The organism is Pseudomonas sp. GW823-FHT02C02 (genome assembly GCF_058797635.1).
The window spans coordinates 351,506-370,106 of sequence record NZ_JBXAJV010000003.1 but is presented as its reverse complement, the minus strand read 5'-3'; the positions used below and the strand labels follow the sequence as shown (position 1 = coordinate 370,106).

18 protein-coding genes are annotated in these 18,601 nt (G+C 60.3%); 10 read left to right on the top strand and 8 right to left on the bottom strand.

The genetic code is table 11. The annotated features are described in order from the left end of the window. Positions 1 to 104: 104 nt before the first annotated feature. The gene (coaD, locus tag AC1ROI_RS07105) at positions 105 to 584 is read left to right on the top strand and encodes a pantetheine-phosphate adenylyltransferase (protein WP_007945531.1); all 480 of its coding nucleotides are present in this window, start codon (positions 105 to 107) and stop codon (positions 582 to 584) included. 102 nt (positions 585 to 686) lie between these two features. Further along, positions 687 to 938, top strand: coding sequence for a YfhL family 4Fe-4S dicluster ferredoxin (locus tag AC1ROI_RS07100; RefSeq protein ID WP_010466792.1), 252 nt, complete (start codon positions 687 to 689; stop codon positions 936 to 938). 160 nt (positions 939 to 1,098) lie between these two features. On the opposite strand, the gene AC1ROI_RS07095 is transcribed toward AC1ROI_RS07100, so the two are convergent. The 4 genes from AC1ROI_RS07095 to AC1ROI_RS07080 all read right to left on the bottom strand — a co-directional run bounded on the left by AC1ROI_RS07095 (position 1,099) and on the right by AC1ROI_RS07080 (position 3,465). After that, positions 1,099 to 1,422 (bottom strand): multidrug transporter, encoded by a 324-nt coding sequence (locus AC1ROI_RS07095; RefSeq protein WP_010466790.1) that lies wholly within the window; start codon positions 1,420 to 1,422, stop codon positions 1,099 to 1,101. A gap of 54 nt (positions 1,423 to 1,476) precedes the next feature. Further along, positions 1,477 to 2,289, bottom strand: coding sequence for a bifunctional DNA-formamidopyrimidine glycosylase/DNA-(apurinic or apyrimidinic site) lyase (gene mutM / locus AC1ROI_RS07090; protein WP_010466788.1), 813 nt, complete (start codon positions 2,287 to 2,289; stop codon positions 1,477 to 1,479). 45 nt (positions 2,290 to 2,334) lie between these two features. Continuing rightward, a complete protein-coding gene (locus AC1ROI_RS07085) occupies positions 2,335 to 3,150 on the bottom strand; it encodes an HDOD domain-containing protein (protein WP_169857237.1) in 816 nt (271 codons plus the stop codon). 90 nt (positions 3,151 to 3,240) lie between these two features. After that, complete coding sequence (locus AC1ROI_RS07080; RefSeq protein WP_102650749.1) at positions 3,241 to 3,465, bottom strand: hypothetical protein; 225 nt, start codon at positions 3,463 to 3,465, stop codon at positions 3,241 to 3,243. Between AC1ROI_RS07080 and AC1ROI_RS07075 the strand changes: the two genes are divergently transcribed. The 5 genes from AC1ROI_RS07075 to ilvD all read left to right on the top strand — a co-directional run bounded on the left by AC1ROI_RS07075 (position 3,464) and on the right by ilvD (position 10,438). Further along, positions 3,464 to 4,660, top strand: coding sequence for a class I SAM-dependent rRNA methyltransferase (locus AC1ROI_RS07075; protein WP_003195152.1), 1,197 nt, complete (start codon positions 3,464 to 3,466; stop codon positions 4,658 to 4,660). The two genes, AC1ROI_RS07080 and AC1ROI_RS07075, sit on opposite strands and share 2 nt — an antisense overlap. Positions 4,661 to 5,086: 426 nt before the next feature. Then, a complete protein-coding gene (locus AC1ROI_RS07070) occupies positions 5,087 to 6,166 on the top strand; it encodes a SagB family peptide dehydrogenase (RefSeq protein WP_102595086.1) in 1,080 nt (359 codons plus the stop codon). After that, on the top strand, positions 6,163 to 7,140 hold the full coding sequence (locus AC1ROI_RS07065; protein ID WP_077747209.1) for a diiron oxygenase: 978 nt from the start codon (positions 6,163 to 6,165) through the stop codon (positions 7,138 to 7,140). The genes AC1ROI_RS07070 and AC1ROI_RS07065 overlap by 4 nt, the downstream gene beginning before the upstream one ends. After that, on the top strand, positions 7,133 to 8,338 hold the full coding sequence (locus AC1ROI_RS07060; protein WP_102595085.1) for an MFS transporter: 1,206 nt from the start codon (positions 7,133 to 7,135) through the stop codon (positions 8,336 to 8,338). The genes AC1ROI_RS07065 and AC1ROI_RS07060 overlap by 8 nt, the downstream gene beginning before the upstream one ends. A 258-nt stretch (positions 8,339 to 8,596) precedes the next feature. Beyond that, on the top strand, positions 8,597 to 10,438 hold the full coding sequence (ilvD, locus tag AC1ROI_RS07055; RefSeq protein ID WP_010466773.1) for a dihydroxy-acid dehydratase: 1,842 nt from the start codon (positions 8,597 to 8,599) through the stop codon (positions 10,436 to 10,438). 186 nt (positions 10,439 to 10,624) lie between these two features. On the opposite strand, the gene AC1ROI_RS07050 is transcribed toward ilvD, so the two are convergent. Next, positions 10,625 to 11,680, bottom strand: coding sequence for an HAD family hydrolase (locus AC1ROI_RS07050; protein WP_102595084.1), 1,056 nt, complete (start codon positions 11,678 to 11,680; stop codon positions 10,625 to 10,627). Positions 11,681 to 11,922: 242 nt separating this feature from the next. On the opposite strand from AC1ROI_RS07050, the gene AC1ROI_RS07045 reads away from it, so the two are divergent. Continuing rightward, a complete protein-coding gene (locus tag AC1ROI_RS07045) occupies positions 11,923 to 13,314 on the top strand; it encodes an L-cystine transporter (RefSeq protein WP_102595083.1) in 1,392 nt (463 codons plus the stop codon). Positions 13,315 to 13,435: 121 nt separating this feature from the next. On the opposite strand, the gene AC1ROI_RS07040 is transcribed toward AC1ROI_RS07045, so the two are convergent. Further along, positions 13,436 to 13,948, bottom strand: coding sequence for a dihydrofolate reductase (locus AC1ROI_RS07040; RefSeq protein WP_102595082.1), 513 nt, complete (start codon positions 13,946 to 13,948; stop codon positions 13,436 to 13,438). A gap of 85 nt (positions 13,949 to 14,033) precedes the next feature. Between AC1ROI_RS07040 and AC1ROI_RS07035 the strand changes: the two genes are divergently transcribed. After that, the gene (locus tag AC1ROI_RS07035; protein WP_102595081.1) at positions 14,034 to 15,413 is read left to right on the top strand and encodes a DUF2868 domain-containing protein; all 1,380 of its coding nucleotides are present in this window, start codon (positions 14,034 to 14,036) and stop codon (positions 15,411 to 15,413) included. After that, the gene (locus AC1ROI_RS07030; protein ID WP_010466762.1) at positions 15,406 to 16,782 is read left to right on the top strand and encodes a GTPase/DUF3482 domain-containing protein; all 1,377 of its coding nucleotides are present in this window, start codon (positions 15,406 to 15,408) and stop codon (positions 16,780 to 16,782) included. Before AC1ROI_RS07035 ends, AC1ROI_RS07030 begins: the two co-directional genes overlap by 8 nt. 119 nt (positions 16,783 to 16,901) lie before the next feature. Here AC1ROI_RS07030 and AC1ROI_RS07025 read toward each other — a convergent pair whose 3' ends face one another. Beyond that, on the bottom strand, positions 16,902 to 17,459 hold the full coding sequence (locus AC1ROI_RS07025) for a phosphonate degradation HD-domain oxygenase (protein WP_010466760.1): 558 nt from the start codon (positions 17,457 to 17,459) through the stop codon (positions 16,902 to 16,904). Next, entirely contained in the window at positions 17,459 to 18,592 is a 1,134-nt protein-coding gene (locus AC1ROI_RS07020; protein ID WP_102595080.1) for a TIGR03364 family FAD-dependent oxidoreductase, read from the bottom strand. The genes AC1ROI_RS07025 and AC1ROI_RS07020 overlap by 1 nt, the downstream gene beginning before the upstream one ends. Positions 18,593 to 18,601 lie beyond the last annotated feature (9 nt).

Sequence of the window (18,601 nt, the reverse complement as noted above, 5' to 3'; positions counted from 1 at the left end):
ATTCCAATCGTCTATAGTGCTTTCTTACCCAACAGGCGACTTGGCCGACCGGGAAGGCTGCGATACCATCCGACTCCCCAACGGACTCCCGCCAGGACGACGCGATGAACCGAGTGTTGTACCCAGGTACCTTCGACCCTATTACCAAGGGCCATGGCGACTTGGTCGAACGCGCCGCGCGCCTGTTCGATCATGTGATCATCGCCGTCGCTGCCAGCCCGAAGAAAAACCCGTTGTTTCCCCTGGAACAACGTGTGGAGCTGGCCCGCGAGGTCACTAAACATCTGCCCAACGTTGAAGTCGTCGGCTTCTCGACGCTGTTGGCGCATTTCGCCAAAGAGAAGAACGCCAACGTGTTCCTGCGTGGTTTGCGCGCGGTGTCGGACTTCGAATACGAATTCCAGCTGGCCAACATGAACCGCCAACTGGCACCGGATGTGGAAAGTCTGTTTCTCACACCGTCCGAGCGTTATTCGTTCATTTCCTCGACGCTGGTCCGTGAAATCGCAGCGTTGGGCGGCGATATCACCAAGTTCGTCCACCCTGCGGTGGCGGATGCCCTCACCGAACGCTTCAAGAAGTAACGACCGCTCAAGCGGCGCCCGCGTGCACTGCGGGCGCCAATGCGGCACAATTGCGCGCATTGGTTTATTGCGCCCGGGCCGTCCGCCCTGGCTGGAGTTAGCATGTCCCTGATCATCACCGACGATTGCATCAACTGCGACGTCTGCGAACCCGAGTGCCCGAACGCCGCTATTTCCCAAGGCGAAGAGATCTACGTGATCGACCCGAACCTGTGCACGCAGTGCGTCGGCCACTACGACGAACCTCAGTGCCAGCAAGTGTGCCCGGTGGATTGCATTCCGCTGGATGAAGCGCATCCGGAGACTGAAGAGCAGTTGATGGCGAAATATCGGATTATTACCGGGAAGGCTTGAGGCAGGCATTTTTGTAGTGCCTGTGCCGGCCTCATCGCGAGCAGGCTCGCTCCCACAGTGGGTTTGTGGTGCTCACATCATTTGATTCACAACACAAATCAACTGTGGGAGTGAGCCTGCTCGCGATGAAGCCATCAGGTACACCGAACATGTAACTGATTCACTCCCGCTGCTCAAACCCCTCCCCGATACACCCCAGGCACCGCACAAATGCGGCTTTCGCCGGATCAACCACCAGCGCCTGTCCCGCATCGCCAATGCCGCCGCCCAAGGCCGTGAACGGCAACGACACCACAAACGCCCCGGCACCGATCACCGTCGCCACTACCAGCAACGGTCTGGCGATCAGCAAGTCACCGAGCATGGCGTAGGCCGGGGGATTCTGGATGGTGTAACGCGGATCACCGCTGCCGCTGCTGGCCGCCAGCGCGGGCGCACCGACGCTCAGCAGCAGCGCAACAACAAGGGTTCGAAACGAATTCATGGCGCGGTCCTTCGGCTAGGCAGTGAGAACACTGACTATAGACCGTCGCACGTATCAGCTCTGGCAGCGTGGGCAAAAGACGCTGGCGCGCTGCCCCAGTTTCACTTCGCGTAGTTCAGTGCCACAGACTTTGCAGGGCTCACTGCCCCGGCCGTAGACAAACAATTCCTGCTGGAAATACCCCGGCTGACCGTCGCCGCCGATAAAGTCCCGCAGCGTCGTACCGCCCCGCTCAATGGCCGCGGCCAGAATGCGTTTGATCTCGATCGCCAGCTTCAAATAGCGCGCCCGGGAAATGCTCTTGGCCTCGCGACGCGGGTCGATGCCGGCGGCGAACAGGGCTTCGGTCGCGTAGATGTTGCCGACGCCGACCACCACCGCGTTATCCATGATGAACGGCTTGACCGCCATGGATCGTCCGCGGGACTGCTGAAACAAGCGATCGCCATCAAACAGGTCGGTCAACGGCTCCGGCCCCAGGCGAATCAACAGTTCGTGGTTGAGCGGATCGAGACTCCAGAGCATCGCACCAAACCGGCGCGGGTCGGTATAGCGCAGGGCCAGGCCGGACTCGAGTTCGATGTCCACATGCTCATGCTTGGCCGCCGGCATACCGACTTCAACCAATCGCAGGTTGCCCGACATACCCAAGTGACTGATCAGCGTGCCCACTTCAGCATTGATCAGCAGGTACTTGGCGCGGCGCTCCACCAGCACGATGCGCTGGCCGGACAGGCGCACATCGAGGTCTTCAGGAATCGGCCAGCGCAATCGGCGGTCACGCACGATCACCCGGCTGACGCGCTGGCCTTCCAGGTGCGGCGCAATCCCGCGGCGGGTGGTTTCGACTTCCGGCAGTTCAGGCATGGTGTTCTCGAATCAGGGCGCTCGAATAAATGCAGCAGCCGATGTTCAGCGGTGGGCGCCGAGGTCACGAATCGTTTGCTTGAGGGTCTCGAAGTCGTAGTCCGAGAGGCCGACATAATCGAGCACCAGATGCCCGATGCTGTTCCACTCATGGTCTTCGGTCTGATTACCCAACACCCGGTAGGACGCACAAATGTGCTCGGCCATCTTCAGGATCGCCAGCAGGTTCTTGAGCTGAGCGTTGCGCGAAGATTCGTCGCTGAAGATCGCCAGGGCGTTGTGGTGATTGGCGATCGCGGCGGTGACATGCTCCGGCAGGCGCCAGGACTTGGCCGTGTAATAACCGACCACCGCGTGGTTGGTGTTGAACACCCGGTTCTCGGTGTCGACCACCCGACATTCGGCACTGGCGTTGGCGTAGGCCTCTTCCAGAACAGTCATATAGTTGGGGAACCGTTGCAGCATCAGCGGCACCCCGCAGTCGTGGAACAGACCCAACGCGTACGCTTCGTCGCCGGCCTGGGCGCCGATGCGCTTGGCCAGCGTCAGGCAGGTCATCGCCACGTCCTGAGCCGTATCCCAGAACCGGTTCAGGGTGACGATGGTGTCGTCGTTCATCTCGCCCTTGATCGACTGCGCGTTGATCAGGTTGATGATCGAGCGGCTGCCCAGCAGGTTCACCGCACGCTGGATCGAGGCGATCTTGTTGCTCAAGCCGTAATACGGCGAGTTGACGATCTTCAGCAAGGCACCAGAGAGCCCTGGGTCCTGGGAGATCAGCTTCGCGATCACTTCCAGGTCCGGGTCGGGCATGTACTGCTCCATCTGCAAATCCACCATGATTTGCGGCTGGGCAGGCACGCTGATGCCTTGCAGGGACTGTTGAATCTGTTCGGAAGTCAGCTCTTGGGACATAAGTACACACTCTGGGCCAGGGGGCGATTCTAACCTTTATAAAGTTGGATCCGACACACCGGCCGACACATTGGCGAAATGTTTCATTTCTGCATAGCCATCGACATCGCTTTCGCGGGCAAGCCTCGCGCCTGCAGATTCACACGATCCAGCAGGAGCGAGGCTTGCCCGCGAGGAGTCCATCAGCGTTTCATCGCCCGCCCGGCCCGCCGCAAGCCTCAACACGCTATACTCCCGCTCTTTTTTCCGGAGCGACGTCATGTCCCTGCCTAGCCTGCGCCTCAAAGCCAACGCCGACCGTCGCCTGCGAAACGGCCACTTGTGGGTCTATAGCAACGAAATCGATGTAGCGGCGACCCCTTTGCACGGTTTTCAAGCCGGCGACCAGGCGATCCTCGAAGCCGCCGGCGGCAAGACGCTGGGCATCGTGGCCATGAGCCCGAACAACCTGATCTGCGCCCGTCTGCTGTCGCGCGACATCAAGTTGCCGCTGGACAAGTCGCTACTGGTCCATCGCCTGAACGTTGCCTTGTCCCTGCGTGATCGCCTGTTCGACAAGCCGTTCTATCGCCTGGTCTACGGCGACTCCGATTTGCTGCCAGGCCTGGTGGTCGACCGCTTCGGCGACATCCTGGTGGTGCAGATCGCTTCGGCGACCATGGAAGCCCATAAAGAAGACGTGATCGCGGCGCTGACCCAAGTGCTCAAGCCAAGCGGCATTCTGTTCAAGAATGACTCCGCTGCCCGTGACGCCGAAGGCCTCAACCGTTATGTCGAAACCGTGTTCGGCCTGGTGCCGGAGTGGGTCGCGCTGGAAGAAAACGGCGTGAAGTTCGAAGCACCGGTCATCCAGGGCCAGAAAACCGGCTGGTTCTACGACCACCGCATGAACCGCGCACGCCTGGCGCCTTATGCCAAAGGCAAACGCGTGCTGGACCTGTACAGCTACATCGGCGGCTGGGGTGTGCAAGCGGCCGCGTTCGGCGCCAGTGAAGTGTTCTGCGTCGACGCGTCGGCCTTCGCCCTCGACGGCGTCGAGCGCAACGCCGCGCTGAACGGTTTCGCCGAAAAAATGACCTGCATCGAAGGCGACGTGTTCGAAGCCTTGAAAGAGCTGAAAGCCAGCGAAGAACGCTTCGACGTGATCGTTGCCGATCCACCCGCCTTCATCAAGCGCAAGAAAGACATGAAGAACGGTGAAGGCGCCTACCGCCGCCTGAACGAGCAAGCCATGCGCCTGCTCAGCAAGGACGGCATCCTGGTCAGCGCGTCGTGCTCGATGCACCTGCCGGAAGACGATCTGCAGAACATCCTGCTGACCAGCGCCCGCCACCTGGACCGCAACATCCAGATGCTTGAGCGCGGCGGTCAGGGCCCGGACCACCCGGTCCACCCGGCCATCGCCGAAACCCGCTACATCAAGAGCATCACCTGCCGGTTGCTGCCAAACAGCTGATGACACCGGTTTGACAGGGAGCCAGAGGGCTCCCCGTTTTATTATCTGTTATTGAATTCCGTTCAAACTTCCTACACTTGCGATCCTACGGACTTGCAGGACGTTTCCCTGCGCCTTTCACTATTCAGCATTCAACTGACAAAACTTGTTCATGCCCAAGATCGATCCGACGAAATTACTGGAAGTTTCCTACCCAATATCGCCTTGATAAGCGCTCATTACACTCTATGATTGAGCGTGTCACCACGAAGTGACTCTTACTTTCAATTACAAGGAGTTCCAAATGAAAGCAATTACTCTGGAAGCTAACAGCATCGCCAACCTGGCTTTCCTGGTCGCCCCTAAAGCCCGCTAAGTAAATGAGACGCTGGGGAGTGCCGGCTACCCAGCGTTTTCTATGGCATTGCCCAGAGCGAACCGCCCATCATGCAGATCAGTCCTCATTTATTCATACTTCCACGCACGCCCGGTCAAATAGTCTGGGATTACAAGAATCACAAACAGTTTGAACTGAACCTGAAGTACTCAACCCGACTGGCAGAACTTATCGACAACCCCGAAAAGTTCAACGAACGCAATACAATTGACACCCAGCTACTTGACGCTGGAATACTGACAACTGCAATAACAGATACTACAGACTGGGGCTGGGACGAACTGTCGAAGATATTCCATATCGGCACCAAGAACATTCCGTGCGAACACGTTCCGCAAAATATCAATGAATGGTCAAAACAATACCTTGATCATTGCAGCGACGTCCTGAGCACGCCCTCGCCGAAAGCCAGGCGCTCGGAACGCCTGGGATGCGAGCTGATTACCCTGCCAAAACCTTCCTGCCTGCCGGAAGATTCCCTGGCAAACGCCCTGGTCAATCGGAAAACCTGCCGCACCTTCACGGGTGAAGCCGTTTCCCTCGAAGCCGTCAGTACATTGCTGTACCTGTCCCTCGGCTATCTGCATGAGCGCGAAAACGACGTCGACGAAAGCATCGTCGAAGGTCTCGGCGCCCGGCGCAGCAGCCCGTCCGGAGGCGGACTGAATGCCTGCGAAGGCTTTCTGCTGGTGCAAAACGTCAGCGGCCTGCCACCCGGTGTCTACGCCTATCACCCCACCGGGCACGCGCTGAGTCTGGTTAATCCGCTGCCTCCCCAACCTTTAGGGCAACTGATGTGCGGACAACACTTCATCAATAACCTGCCCGCAGGCCTGTTCATCACCAGCCGATTCGACAAGCTGTGGTGGAAATATGAACACTCGCGGGCCTACCGAATGGCCTACGTCGAGGCCGGTCATATTTCCCAGACCTTTCAACTGGCGGCCACCTCATTGGGATTGAACACCTGGCTGACCGGTGCATTGACGGACGACCAGGTCGAAGCGCTGCTGGGACTTGAGAACAGCGCAGAGCAACCGCTGTTCTTTGTCGGCTGCGGCCAGAGCGACGGGCAAGTGATGTGCAAGGAATTGAAAGCACTGCTGAGCAGTCGGGGGGCGGAACAATGACCGAGCCCCTCATCGACCCCGCGTCAGCCTCTGCCTCATGGGCCCATCGCTTCACCCTTGGAGACTGGAACACCCGAGCCTCGGTGCGGATCAGCGAACACACCTACCAATTGCCGCCGGACCTGAAACGGCAACTGGAAACCCGCCACTGGTTTGCGCCGGAATTTCTGCCCTACCTGAATCATCCGGCAATCAAAGCAGCAGGCAGAGCAATCACTCATCGCCTGTCCGCCAACCATCTGGTGTATTTCCTCGACTACACCACCCTGCTGGAACACCGCATCGTCAACCGTTCCGTGGAAACCATCGTCCACAATGAACTGGGGGTATCCATCCCCCCACGGATGAAAACCGCCGCGCTGCAGCTCTATACGGATGAGGCTTATCACGCACTGTTTTCCAACAGCCTCGCCGAGCAGATTGCCGATATTTACGACATGACAGATCGCCCGGTCGTGCCCCACCGGATAGCCCGGCTGAACGCCCTGCTCGATCGCACACCGGACAAGCACAAGGCACTGGCGTGGTTTCTCGTCGGCTTCGTCTCGGAAACGATTATCGCCAAGGAACTGCTCGACGTTTGCCGTGACACGCTGGTGAGCAGTGTTCAGGAAATGCTCAGGGATCACCTGGCCGACGAAGCGCGTCACAGTCGCTACTTTTGCGAAGTATTCCACCATCTGTGGGTGCAATTGAACTGCGGCCAACGCACGTTCACCGCGAGGTCGCTCGCGGAAATCCTGCTGATTTTCTTTGAGATAGATGAACGCTGGCTTGGGGAAAGCCTGCGCAGCGCCGGCCTGAGTGAAGCGTCTGTCGCGCAGATCCTTGGGGATCTGACCGGCTCGCAAGCACAGCGCCTGCGCGTCCGATCGAGTGCTGGTGCCACGCTCAACGCAATGAAAAAAGCCGGGTTCTTCGATCTGCCTGCCAATCGCCAACTTTTCTCCAGGGCAGGGCTGTTCGATGAATGACGGAAAACAGGTAGCCCGGAGCGAACAACGTGCCATGGTCATTCTGTTGATGACCATGACGCTGCTCGGCGTCTTTCCCCTGGATGTGGTGCTCCCCTCCTTTCCCGATCTTTCTGACTACTTTCGGACCTCACCGTCCGACATCGCCCTGTCCGTGAGCGTGTTCGCCATTGGCCTGGCGTTGTCCGTGGTGTTGGTCGGACCATTGTCGGATTTGTGGGGACGCAAGAAACTACTGCTGGCCGGTATCGCAATTGCGGTGGTGGGAGCGACAGGGTGTGTGGTGTCCAGCGAATACAGCTGGTTTTTGTTCTTCCGGGTGATCCAGGCCGTTGGTTGCGGGTCATTCGTCCTGTCACAGGCGTTGGTTCAGGATCTGTTCGTCGGCAAGGAACAGGAGCGAATCAGAATCTGGATGGTGACCGGCGGCGGGGTATTCATTTCGATTTCGCCGCTGCTGGGGACGTGGTTGCAATTGCAGCTAGGCTGGCAGGGCAGCTTTTATGTGTTTATCAGCCTGGCCGTCATTGTCTGGCTTAAAGCCTTCTTTCTGCTCAGGGAAAACCCTCACCTTCATACCACGGCACCTGAACGTTTTTTCAGCGCCTATTGGCGGCTGTGTTCGGATTTGCGCTTCATGGGGTATTGGTTGATTTCAGCCTTGGCTTTTGCCTGCCATTTCTCGTTCATCGTCATTTCACCGATCATTTTCATGGAGCGGCTGGCGCTGTCGCCTTACGCATTTGCCTGGGCGTTGCTGCTGTATGGCGTGGCTTATGTGTTTGGCGGGATTGTCGCCAGCGCGCTGCATCGGTACCTGCAGGCCAACACACAAATAGTCATTGGCCTGGGGCTGATCGCTTTGTCAGGGCTGGTCATGCTGTGGTTGGCGGAACAGTTCGGGCTCTCTGCGGCAGCGGTGCTGATACCCATGTTGATTTGTACGGCAGGCACCACCATTGCCCGGCCCATCGCCAACTCCAAAGCCATGAGTCTCTACCCCCGGAATGCCGGAACCTCGACCTCGGTAGGCGGCGTGCTGATTTTCATGTGCGGCGGTGTGATCAGCGTAGTGATCAACCTTGCCTCCGAAGACCTGACCACGGCACTAGCCCTGTGTTTCCTGAGCTTGAGTGCTACGGGCCTTGGCCTGAATGTCTTGATTACACGACGGCATCTGGCGCTGAAGGCGGGCTGAAACCTGCCAGTCGTCATCCCGCACGTTGTGTCAGCGCCGGATCAACGCTTCCCGGCATTCCCTCCTGACGCCAGCCGTGTAGAATCGCGACATTCATCGCCAGTCATCCCCCGGCGGGTTTATGAGCTCAAGCTGAAGCGCGCGGCGATCCCGCAAAGTTATCGGCAACTTCCGGACACACGGCCATTTCTGGGTGTTCCAGACGTCAATAGAAGCTCACTTCCCTTTTGATACCTGATTAGCCGCCCGGAGTGCTTCATGCCTGATTACCGCTCGAAAACATCCACCCACGGCCGCAACATGGCCGGCGCCCGCGCACTGTGGCGCGCCACGGGGATGAAAGATGACGACTTCAAAAAGCCGATCATCGCCATTGCCAACTCGTTCACCCAGTTCGTACCGGGCCACGTCCACCTCAAGGACCTGGGCCAACTGGTCGCCCGCGAAATCGAACGCGCTGGCGGTGTGGCAAAAGAATTCAACACCATCGCCGTGGATGACGGCATCGCCATGGGCCACGACGGCATGCTCTATTCGCTGCCGAGCCGCGAGATCATCGCCGACTCCGTCGAATACATGGTCAACGCCCACTGCGCCGACGCCATCGTCTGCATCTCCAACTGCGACAAGATCACCCCTGGCATGCTGATGGCCGCCCTGCGCCTGAACATCCCGGTGATCTTCGTTTCCGGCGGCCCGATGGAAGCCGGCAAGACCAAACTGGCCTCCCACGGCCTCGACCTGGTAGACGCCATGGTCATCGCCGCCGACTCCAGCGCTTCTGACGAGAAAGTCGCCGAGTACGAGCGCAGCGCCTGCCCGACCTGCGGCTCGTGCTCCGGCATGTTCACCGCCAACTCGATGAACTGCCTGGTCGAAGCCCTCGGATTGGCGTTGCCGGGCAACGGTTCGACCCTGGCGACCCACAGTGATCGCGAACAGCTGTTCCTGCAGGCCGGCCGTACCATCGTCGAGCTGTGCAAGCGTTACTACGGCGAGAACGATGAGTCGGTACTGCCGCGCAACATCGCCAACTTCAAGGCGTTCGAAAACGCCATGACCTTGGACATCGCCATGGGCGGCTCTACCAACACCATCCTGCACTTGCTGGCCGCCGCCCAGGAAGCCGAGATGGAGTTCGACCTGCGCGACATCGACCGCCTGTCCCGATTCGTGCCGCAACTGTGCAAAGTCGCTCCGAATATCCAGAAATACCATATGGAAGACGTGCACCGCGCTGGCGGGATCTTCAGCATCCTCGGCTCGCTGGCCCGTGGCGGCCTGTTGCACACCGACCTGCCGACCGTGCACAGCAAGACCCTGGCCGAAGGCATCGCCAAGTGGGACATCACCCAGACCGACGATGAAGCCGTGCATCACTTCTTCAAAGCCGGCCCGGCGGGCATCCCGACGCAAACCGCATTCAGCCAGTCGACCCGTTGGGAAACCCTGGACGACGACCGTGAAAATGGCTGCATCCGCAGTGTTGAGCATGCATATTCGAAAGAAGGCGGCCTGGCCGTTCTCTACGGCAACATCGCACTGGACGGCTGTGTGGTGAAAACCGCCGGCGTCGACGAATCGATCCACGTCTTCGAAGGCAACGCGAAGATCTTCGAAAGCCAGGACAGCGCCGTTCGCGGCATCCTCGCCGACGAAGTGAAGGCCGGCGACATCGTGATCATCCGTTACGAAGGTCCGAAAGGCGGCCCGGGCATGCAGGAAATGCTCTATCCGACGTCGTACCTGAAATCCAAAGGCCTGGGCAAAGCCTGCGCCCTGCTCACCGACGGCCGCTTCTCCGGCGGCACCTCGGGCCTGTCCATCGGTCATGCTTCGCCGGAAGCCGCTGCAGGCGGCGCGATTGGTCTGGTGCAGGACGGTGACAAGGTGCTGATCGACATTCCGAACCGCTCGATCAATCTGTTGATCAGCGACGAAGAAATGGCCGGCCGCCGTGCCGAGCAGGATCAGAAAGGCTGGAAGCCTGTGGAAAAACGTCCACGCAAGGTGACCACTGCACTGAAGGCCTACGCCCTGCTGGCGACCAGCGCCGACAAGGGTGCCGTGCGTAACAAGGCAATGCTCGACGGGCTGTAAGGCTTAACCGTCGAACAAAAAATGCCCCGCCAAGTGCGGGGCATTTTTTTGACCACGATCCCCCGAACACTGGAGATCAACTGTAGGAGTGAGCCTGCTCGCGATAGCGTTATGTCTGTCACCATTGATGTCGTCTGACACTGCGCTATCGCGAGCAGGCTCACTCCTACATTGGATTTTTGGCGCTTACTGGATTTCCTCCGGTTTCACGATCACCCAGTTCTTGTCCGCCGTCACCGGCAACCCTTCCTTGGCCTGGGCCGCTGCGTGCTTGGCCATCATGCCGTTAATCTGGGTCATGTATTTGTCCTTGCGGTTGATCCACAAGTGAATGCCGCCCTTGGCCACGTCGACGCTGTGGAACAGCATGAAACCGTCGCTGGTCGGGGTGTCGCCGCCGACGGGCACCGGTTTTTTCCATTCATCGATGTAGGTCAGGATCGCCGCTTGCTTACCCGCCATCCAGGTCGCCGGGGTCCACAGGTACGGGGTCAGTTCGAGGCCAAGGTTGGCCTTCTCGTCATACTTGCCCGCAGTGATTTGCTTACGCGCCGTGGTCAATTCACCGGACTTCGGGTCCTTGAGCAGCAGGCTCACACCAATGACGTTTTGCGGTTTGACGTTGTAGCCGTACTTCGGATCGGAAGCGACCATGCGCACCAGTTCTTCCGAGGCGGCGGTCATCACGTAGACCTCGATGCCGTTCTCCATCAGCTTGTTGTAGAGCTCTTTCTGACCGGTGAAGATTTTCGGCGGGTTGACGTCGAGGTTCTTGACCACATCGCCTTCGTAATAGGTCGCCGGCACTGGCTTGTCCAAGGCCATCAGCTCATCGACGTAGCCTTTGAGTTCCTGGAGGGTGAAACCGGAGAACACTTGCGCGACCCATGGATAGCACACCATGTCGTCGAGTTCGCAGAGGCGATAGTAGTAGCTGAACAGGCTTTCCTTATGGTCGGCGGTGTCCTTGAACGGGATCAGTTTCAGGGAGGGGTCGAGTTTCTCGCGGGTGATCAGGCCTTTGCTTTCCATGTACGGCAGCAACGACTCTTCGAGATCGTAGCGGTAACTGGTGTTGTCCATGTCGAACACCGCGTAGTTACCTTTGTTCGCGTTGGCTGCAATCATCGCGTCCAGCGCCTTGGCCTGATCGGCTGGCCAGTGCTTCAAATCCGTGGCGAAGACCTGGCCGGCGAGGCCAAGACAGAGTACTGCTGCGAGAAATTTTGGTGCGAGCTTCATCGGCGGTTTCTCCCTGATCCAAAGATATCGACGCTAACAAATAAGTGTGACAACTCTCGTCCACTAGCGACCGCACACGTCCCTTTCGCGTCAAGTGCATCCCCGACAGCGACACCGGCTTATTCCAAAAACGACAGCTATCAGACTTTTTTGATATTAATTCATTGTAAATCAAGCTGTTAGGCTTGCCGGTTCGCAGCTGCCCCGGAAGGTGGCTGGCACAAGTCACTTTCGGAGTTCTCATGAATCTGCCGCTGATCCTCAATCTGCTGGTGTTCCTCGCGTTACTGTTTGGCCTCGCGCAAACCCGCCACACCACCTGGAGCCTGGCGAAAAAAGTCCTGCTCGCGTTGGTATTGGGCGTGGTCTTCGGTGTCGCCTTGCACACGATTTACGGTGCCGGCAACCCGGTGCTGAAAGCCTCGATCAGCTGGTTCGATCTGGTGGGCAACGGGTACGTTCAGTTGCTGCAAATGATCGTCATCCCGCTGGTGTTCGCCTCGATCCTCAGCGCCGTGGCCCGTCTGCACAACGCCTCGTCGCTGGGCAAGATCAGCTTCCTGACCATCGGCACGCTGCTGTTCACCACGGCCATTGCGGCGCTGATCGGTATCGGCTTGACCAACCTGTTCGGCCTGACCGCCGAAGGCCTGATCGCCGGCACCCAGGAAATGGCTCGCCTGCAAACCATCCAGACCGACTATGCCGGCAAGGTTGCCGACCTGAATGTGCCGCAGCTGCTGCTGTCGTTCATTCCGCAAAACCCGTTCGCCGACCTCGCTCGCGCCAAGCCGACGTCGATCATCAGCGTGGTGATCTTCGCCGCGTTCCTCGGTGTCGCGGCGCTGCAACTGCTCAAGGATGACGTCGAGAAAGGTCAGAAAGTGATCAACGCCATCGACACCCTGCAAGCCTGGGTGATGCGTCTGGTGCGTCTGGTGATGAAGCTGACCCCCTACGGCGTATTGGCGCTGATGACCAAAGTGGTCGCCGGTTCCAACCTGCAAGACATCATCAAGCTCGGCAGTTTCGTGGTGGTTTCCTACATCGGCCTGGGCCTGATGTTTGTGGTCCATGGCCTGTTGGTGTCGGCGGCCGGGATCAACCCGCTGCGGTTCTTCCGCAAGATCTGGCCGGTGCTGACGTTCGCGTTCACTAGCCGCTCCAGCGCCGCGACGATTCCACTGAGCATCGAAGCGCAGACCAGCCGCCTGGGCATCCCGCAATCCATCGCCAGTTTCGCCGCGTCGTTCGGCGCGACCATTGGCCAGAATGGCTGTGCCGGTCTGTACCCGGCGATGTTGGCGGTGATGGTGGCGCCGACTGTCGGCATCAACCCGCTGGACCCGCTGTGGATCGCGACGCTGGTGGCGATTGTGACCTTGAGTTCGGCCGGTGTGGCGGGCGTGGGCGGCGGTGCGACGTTTGCCGCGCTGATCGTGCTGCCGGCGATGGGTTTGCCGGTGTCATTGGTGGCGTTGCTGATTTCGGTTGAGCCGCTGATCGATATGGGCCGCACGGCGTTGAACGTGAGTGGTTCGATCACGGCCGGGGCGATTACCAGCCAGATCATGCAGCAGACGGATAAAGCACTGCTGGATGCCGATGAGCATGCGGAGTTGGCGCACGCTTAAGTTTTTTAGCGTCTGAGCTGGCCTCTTCGCGGGCAAGCCTCGCTCCTACCAGGATTTGTGTCGTACGCAATTTTCGCGATCGACACAAACCCTGTAGGAGCGAGGCTTGCCCGCGAAGTTTTTAGACTTTCTCCCAGACTTCAAAGTCGTACGCTGGTTTGTCGCCTTCAGCCGGATTCTGGGTGTTGGACACCAATGTCCACTGCCCCAAATCAAACTCCGGAAACCACGCATCCCCTTCCGGGCTCAACGCCACTCGGGTCAGATACAACCGATCCGCCTGCGCCATCCCCTGCGCATACAATTGCGCGCCGCCAATCAGCATCACCTCATCGACGCCCTGCTCGTTCGCCCATTCCTGCGCGCGAACCACGGCCGCCTCCAGCGACGGATAAACCTCCGCGCCTTCCAACACCAGATCCGCCTGACGGCTGACCACGATGTTCAATCGGCCCGGCAGCGGCCGGCCGAGGGAATCCCAGGTCTTGCGACCCATGATGATCGGTTTGCCGAGGGTGGTGGCCTTGAAGTATTTGAAGTCCCCCGGCAAGTGCCAGGGCATGCTGTTGTCGACGCCGATCACACGGTTTTCACCGAGGGCTGCGATCAGGCTGAGGGGGAGTGATTTAGTCATGCCGGCGAGGATACCAGAGCCTCCCGTACCCCGATAAGCGCCACAGCGGTTATGCTCACAGCTCATTTGAGCGACGGGATGCCGCGTGACTGAACTGACTCCACTGCAAAACCTCTGGCTGACCGAGACGGTGCGCCTGCGTGAAGAACACGCCGGCCCCCTGGAGGATCTGGAAGCCAACCGGCTGGCCCGCAGCGCCGGCGGCGACTTGCCGACGCGAATTCAGCGCCGTGCCGTGTGGCTGGCCGAGCGCGACGGTTTGTCCGACGCCCTCAAGCATTGGCTGCAAGGCGCGCGACTGGCGCTGATCGTCATGGCGGTGCTGTCCATCGTCAGCGGTGCTGGCCTGGCGTTTGCCGCACTGGGTGATGGCCAGACCCCGGTAAATGTGTTCTGGGCCCTGGGCAGTCTGCTTGGGCTCAATCTGATTCTGCTGCTGAGCTGGGCGTTGGGCCTGGTGTTTGCCGGTGAGCACGGTGCCAGCCTTGGACGTTTATGGCTGTGGCTCAGCGAAAAACTCGCTCGTGATGCCAAAGCCGCGCAACTGGCACCCGCCCTGCTGCTGTTATTGCAGCGACGCAAACTCAATCGCTGGGCGATCGGCGTGCTGGTCAACGGCTTGTGGTTGCTGGCGTTGCTCAGTGCGCTGGTTATCGTGCTGATGCTGATGGCGACCCGGCGCTACGGCTTTGTCTGGGAAACCACCATTCTGCGCGGCGACACCTTCGTCGCCATGACCCAAACTCTCGGCGCCCTGCCGGCCTTGCTCGGTTTCAGCGTGCCCAGCGTGGAGATGATCCGCGCCAGTGGCGATGCCGCGCTGAACATCGAAAGCGCTCGTCAGGCCTGGGCCGCTTGGCTGGTGGGCGTGTTGCTGGTCTACGGGGTGTTGCCGCGTTTGTTGCTGATGCTGTTCTGCCGCTGGCGCTGGACCTCCGGCCAAGCCGCTTTGCGCCTGGATTTGAACCTGCCCGGTTACGCCCAATTGCGCGAACGGCTGATGCCCACCAGCGAACGCCTCGGCATCAGTGATGCCGCGCCTGCGCAACTGCATCGTGTCGAAAGCGGCGTCAGTGAGCAGCAAAGCGACGGCGCGTTGCTGGTGGCCATCGAGCTGGACGATCAACGCCCGTGGCCGCCGCAACTGCCGAAAACCGTGAACAACGCCGGCATCCTCGACAGTCGCGAATCGCGCAACAAACTGCTTGAACAGTTGAGTCGTTTCCCTCCGGCACGCCTGGCGATTGCCTGCGATCCGCGACGTTCGCCCGACCGTGGCAGCCTGGCCCTGATCGCCGAACTGGCGCGCAATGCCGCTGCCACCCGTGTCTGGCTGCTGCAAGCGCCGCCCGGCGAAGCACTGGATGCCGAACGTCTCGGCGACTGGCACGTAGCGCTGCAACAGCTGGACCTGCCGTTCGCCGATTGCGCGCCCGTGAACTGGCTGGAGACCGGCCATGACTAATGCCTGGAAAGCGCCCTTGAAGCTGGCCGTGGTCGGCCACACCAATGTCGGCAAAACCTCGTTGCTGCGCACGCTCACCCGGGACGTCGGTTTCGGTGACGTGTCCCATCGCCCCAGCACCACCCGCCATGTCGAAGGCGCGCGGTTGTCGGTGGACGGCGAGCCGTTGCTCGATCTCTACGACACGCCCGGCCTCGAAGACGCCATCGCCCTGCTCGACTACCTCGAGCGCCTGGAACGTCCCGGCGAACGCCTCGACGGCCCGGCACGGTTGGCCCGATTCCTCGACGGCAGCGAAGCCCGGCAGCGCTTTGAACAGGAAGCCAAAGTACTGCGCCAATTGCTCGCCTCGGACGCCGGCCTCTATGTGATCGACGCCCGGGAGCCGGTCCTGGCCAAGTACCGCGACGAACTGGAAGTGTTGGCCAGTTGCGGCAAACCGCTGCTGCCGGTGCTGAATTTCGTCAGCAGCGCCAACCATCGCGAGCCGGATTGGCGTGAAGCCCTGGCACGCTTGGGCCTGCATGCCCTGGTGCGTTTCGACAGCGTTGCACCGCCCGAAGATGGCGAACGTCGACTCTATGAAAGCCTCGCCTTGCTGCTGGAAAACTCCCGCGAACAATTGGAGCGCCTGATCGCCGATCAACAGGCTCAACGCCTGGCTCGCCAACAGAGTGCGGCGCGATTGATTGCCGAGTTGCTGATCGATTGCGCCGCGTGCCGGCGCAGCGTGGTCAGCGACGCGGAGCAGGAACAACAGGCGATCAGCGAACTGCGCAAAGCCGTTCGCCAACGGGAACAGCGCTGCGTCGAAGGTTTGCTCAAACTCTATGCCTTCCGCCCACAGGACGCGGCGGCCAGTGAACTGCCGCTGCTCGATGGCCGCTGGGGCGATGATTTGTTCAACCCGGAAACCCTCAAGCAATTGGGTGTGCGGGTCGGCGGTGGCATCGCGGCCGGCGCGGCGGCCGGTGCCGGGGTTGATTTACTGGTGGGCGGCCTGACCCTCGGCGCGGCGGCACTGGCCGGCGCCATTGCCGGCGGCGCCCTGCAAACCGCCCGCAGTTATGGCAGCCGGTTAATGGGCAAGATCAGAGGTCAGCGAGAACTGACGGTCGACGACAGCGTGTTGAGGCTGTTGGCCTTGCGTCAGCGCCAATTGCTGCAAGCGCTGAATGCCCGTGGGCATGCGGCGATGGACAGCATCCAGGTGGCCACGCCACAGGACAAGACCTGGCGCGAAGGCAAACTGCCCGAAGCCCTGAACAAGGCCCGGGCGCATCCGCAGTGGTCGTCGCTGAATCCGCAGGCGAAGTTGAGTCAGGCGGAACGGCAAGAGCAGGTTGAGGTGTTGGCGCAGCAGTTGTAAACCTTGGTTATTGGGGTGTCCGGGCTGGCCCCTTCGCGAGCAGGCTCGCTCCCACATTGGAATGCGTTCCCCTGTGGGAGCGAGCCTGCTCGCGATGGCAGCGACCCGGTTTCGAGCTATTACGCAGCCAACAGCCGCAACGCCTTATCCTTCAACACACCCAGATCCATCACCGGCACGCCCATGTCCTTGGCCTGTTCATCCCACTGGCGCATCCGCAAACTGGCCTTGCATAACGGATCCTTCTCGAAGGCTTCAGCCTCTTCCGCGGTCATCACCCCACCCTGGTATTCCAGGGTCCGGCGGCTGGCTTCGCTCAATCGCTCGTAGTACCCGGGCTCTTTAAGCGTCAGATAACGCTTGGCCTGAACGTGGTATTCCACCAGCCGCGCCAGGCGCTCGCTGAAACCGGCCCGACGCAAGTAATCGGCGCCCAGACGTTCGTGGCTGACCACACCAAAACCACCCATGTTCTCGGCGCTCCCGCCACAGATATGCCCGATGTCATGGAAGAACGCGGCCAGCACGACTTCATCATCAAAGCCCTCGGCCATGGCCAACTCAGCCGCCTGGGACATGTGTTCGATCTGCGACACCGGCTCGCCGATGTAATCGCTGTCGCCAAAGCGTTCGTACAGCCCAAACACCTCGGCGATCACTTGCTCATTGCTGTCCATCAATGCTCTCCCAATAAGGTGGCGACGTTACGTTCGGCCAGCGCCGGGCCGACGCTCATGCCGACACCGGTGTGCATCAGCGCCACGCTCACACCCGGCATCGGGAGCAGGAACGAGAACGGCCCCGGCCCCCGTGAACCATAGACGCCCTGCCAGCGCTCGACCACCTGCACCTTGCACCCCAGGGTTTGTTCAGCGAGTCCGATCATCCAGTCATCGACCTGCTCGGCATTGAACGGCGATGGATCGCGGCCGTAATGGTGGGAGTCGCCGATGATCAACTCACCGTAAGGCGTCGGGCTGATCAGCAGGTGGATGCCGTTTTCATGCAAGTGTGGCTCCTCGCGCAGAATCTGCGCCTGCACCGCCGCCGCTTCCGGCAGATCGGCGAAGGCGCCGTAATGCACGCAACTCAAACCGGTGAGCAATGCGTGTTGCAGGTTGAGGTTGATCTGCGGCCGGGCGCGGAGCATTTGCAGGCGGCAGATTTGCGGGTTGAGCGCGGCGATCGGCTCGGCCAGCAAGGTCTGATAATCGTGCCCGGAGCAGACGATGATCTGATCGGCGCTGAACGTGCCGGCCGTGCTGCGCAGGCGACCCGGCTCGATATCGCGCACCAGGGTAGAGAAGTGAAACGCGACGCCGAGCTCGCGGCGCAAGTAGTCGATCAACGTCGGAATCGCTTCACGGGAATACAGTTGCTGATCGTCCAGGCCGTGCAACGCCGCGCGGTGATGGCGGAACTGACCGCCGTAGAGATCGCGCAAGGCAGCACCGCGCAGCAGGTCGACGCGGTAACCGTATTCCACGGCGCGGCCAGTGCAGAAGGCTTCGAGCAGGTGTTCTTCGGCTTCGCTGCGAGCGAACAAATACGAGCCGTTGCGCTTGAGTTGCAACCCGGCCAGTTGTGCCCATTGGCCCCAGATCTCGCGGCTGGCCCTGGCCAGTTCGAGCATCGGGCCCGGGGGTTGGCCGGTGACGAGGGCCTGGCCGAAGTTGCGGACCGAGGCGCCCAAGGGGGTTTCGCTGCGTTCGAAAACCGTGACCTTCAGACCGCGTCTGGCGGCGGCGTAGGCGTGGGACAGGCCGAGAATGCCGGCGCCGACGATCAGCACGTCGTTGTGGTGTGTCATCAAGTGATG

Bases quoted from the DNA above. Each gene is read 5' to 3' on its own strand.
- coaD (WP_007945531.1), top strand. From the start codon at position 105: ATGAACCGAGTGTTGTACCCAGGTACCTTCGACCCTATTACCAAGGGC.
- AC1ROI_RS07100 (WP_010466792.1), top strand. From the start codon at position 687: ATGTCCCTGATCATCACCGACGATTGCATCAACTGCGACGTCTGCGAA.
- AC1ROI_RS07095 (WP_010466790.1), bottom strand. From the start codon at position 1,422: ATGAATTCGTTTCGAACCCTTGTTGTTGCGCTGCTGCTGAGCGTCGGT.
- mutM (WP_010466788.1), bottom strand. From the start codon at position 2,289: ATGCCTGAACTGCCGGAAGTCGAAACCACCCGCCGCGGGATTGCGCCG.
- AC1ROI_RS07075 (WP_003195152.1), top strand. From the start codon at position 3,464: ATGTCCCTGCCTAGCCTGCGCCTCAAAGCCAACGCCGACCGTCGCCTG.
- AC1ROI_RS07080 (WP_102650749.1), bottom strand. From the start codon at position 3,465: ATGACGTCGCTCCGGAAAAAAGAGCGGGAGTATAGCGTGTTGAGGCTT.
- AC1ROI_RS07070 (WP_102595086.1), top strand. From the start codon at position 5,087: ATGCAGATCAGTCCTCATTTATTCATACTTCCACGCACGCCCGGTCAA.
- AC1ROI_RS07065 (WP_077747209.1), top strand. From the start codon at position 6,163: ATGACCGAGCCCCTCATCGACCCCGCGTCAGCCTCTGCCTCATGGGCC.
- AC1ROI_RS07060 (WP_102595085.1), top strand. From the start codon at position 7,133: ATGAATGACGGAAAACAGGTAGCCCGGAGCGAACAACGTGCCATGGTC.
- ilvD (WP_010466773.1), top strand. From the start codon at position 8,597: ATGCCTGATTACCGCTCGAAAACATCCACCCACGGCCGCAACATGGCC.
- AC1ROI_RS07050 (WP_102595084.1), bottom strand. From the start codon at position 11,680: ATGAAGCTCGCACCAAAATTTCTCGCAGCAGTACTCTGTCTTGGCCTC.
- AC1ROI_RS07045 (WP_102595083.1), top strand. From the start codon at position 11,923: ATGAATCTGCCGCTGATCCTCAATCTGCTGGTGTTCCTCGCGTTACTG.
- AC1ROI_RS07040 (WP_102595082.1), bottom strand. From the start codon at position 13,948: ATGACTAAATCACTCCCCCTCAGCCTGATCGCAGCCCTCGGTGAAAAC.
- AC1ROI_RS07030 (WP_010466762.1), top strand. From the start codon at position 15,406: ATGACTAATGCCTGGAAAGCGCCCTTGAAGCTGGCCGTGGTCGGCCAC.
- AC1ROI_RS07025 (WP_010466760.1), bottom strand. From the start codon at position 17,459: ATGGACAGCAATGAGCAAGTGATCGCCGAGGTGTTTGGGCTGTACGAA.
- AC1ROI_RS07020 (WP_102595080.1), bottom strand. From the start codon at position 18,592: ATGACACACCACAACGACGTGCTGATCGTCGGCGCCGGCATTCTCGGC.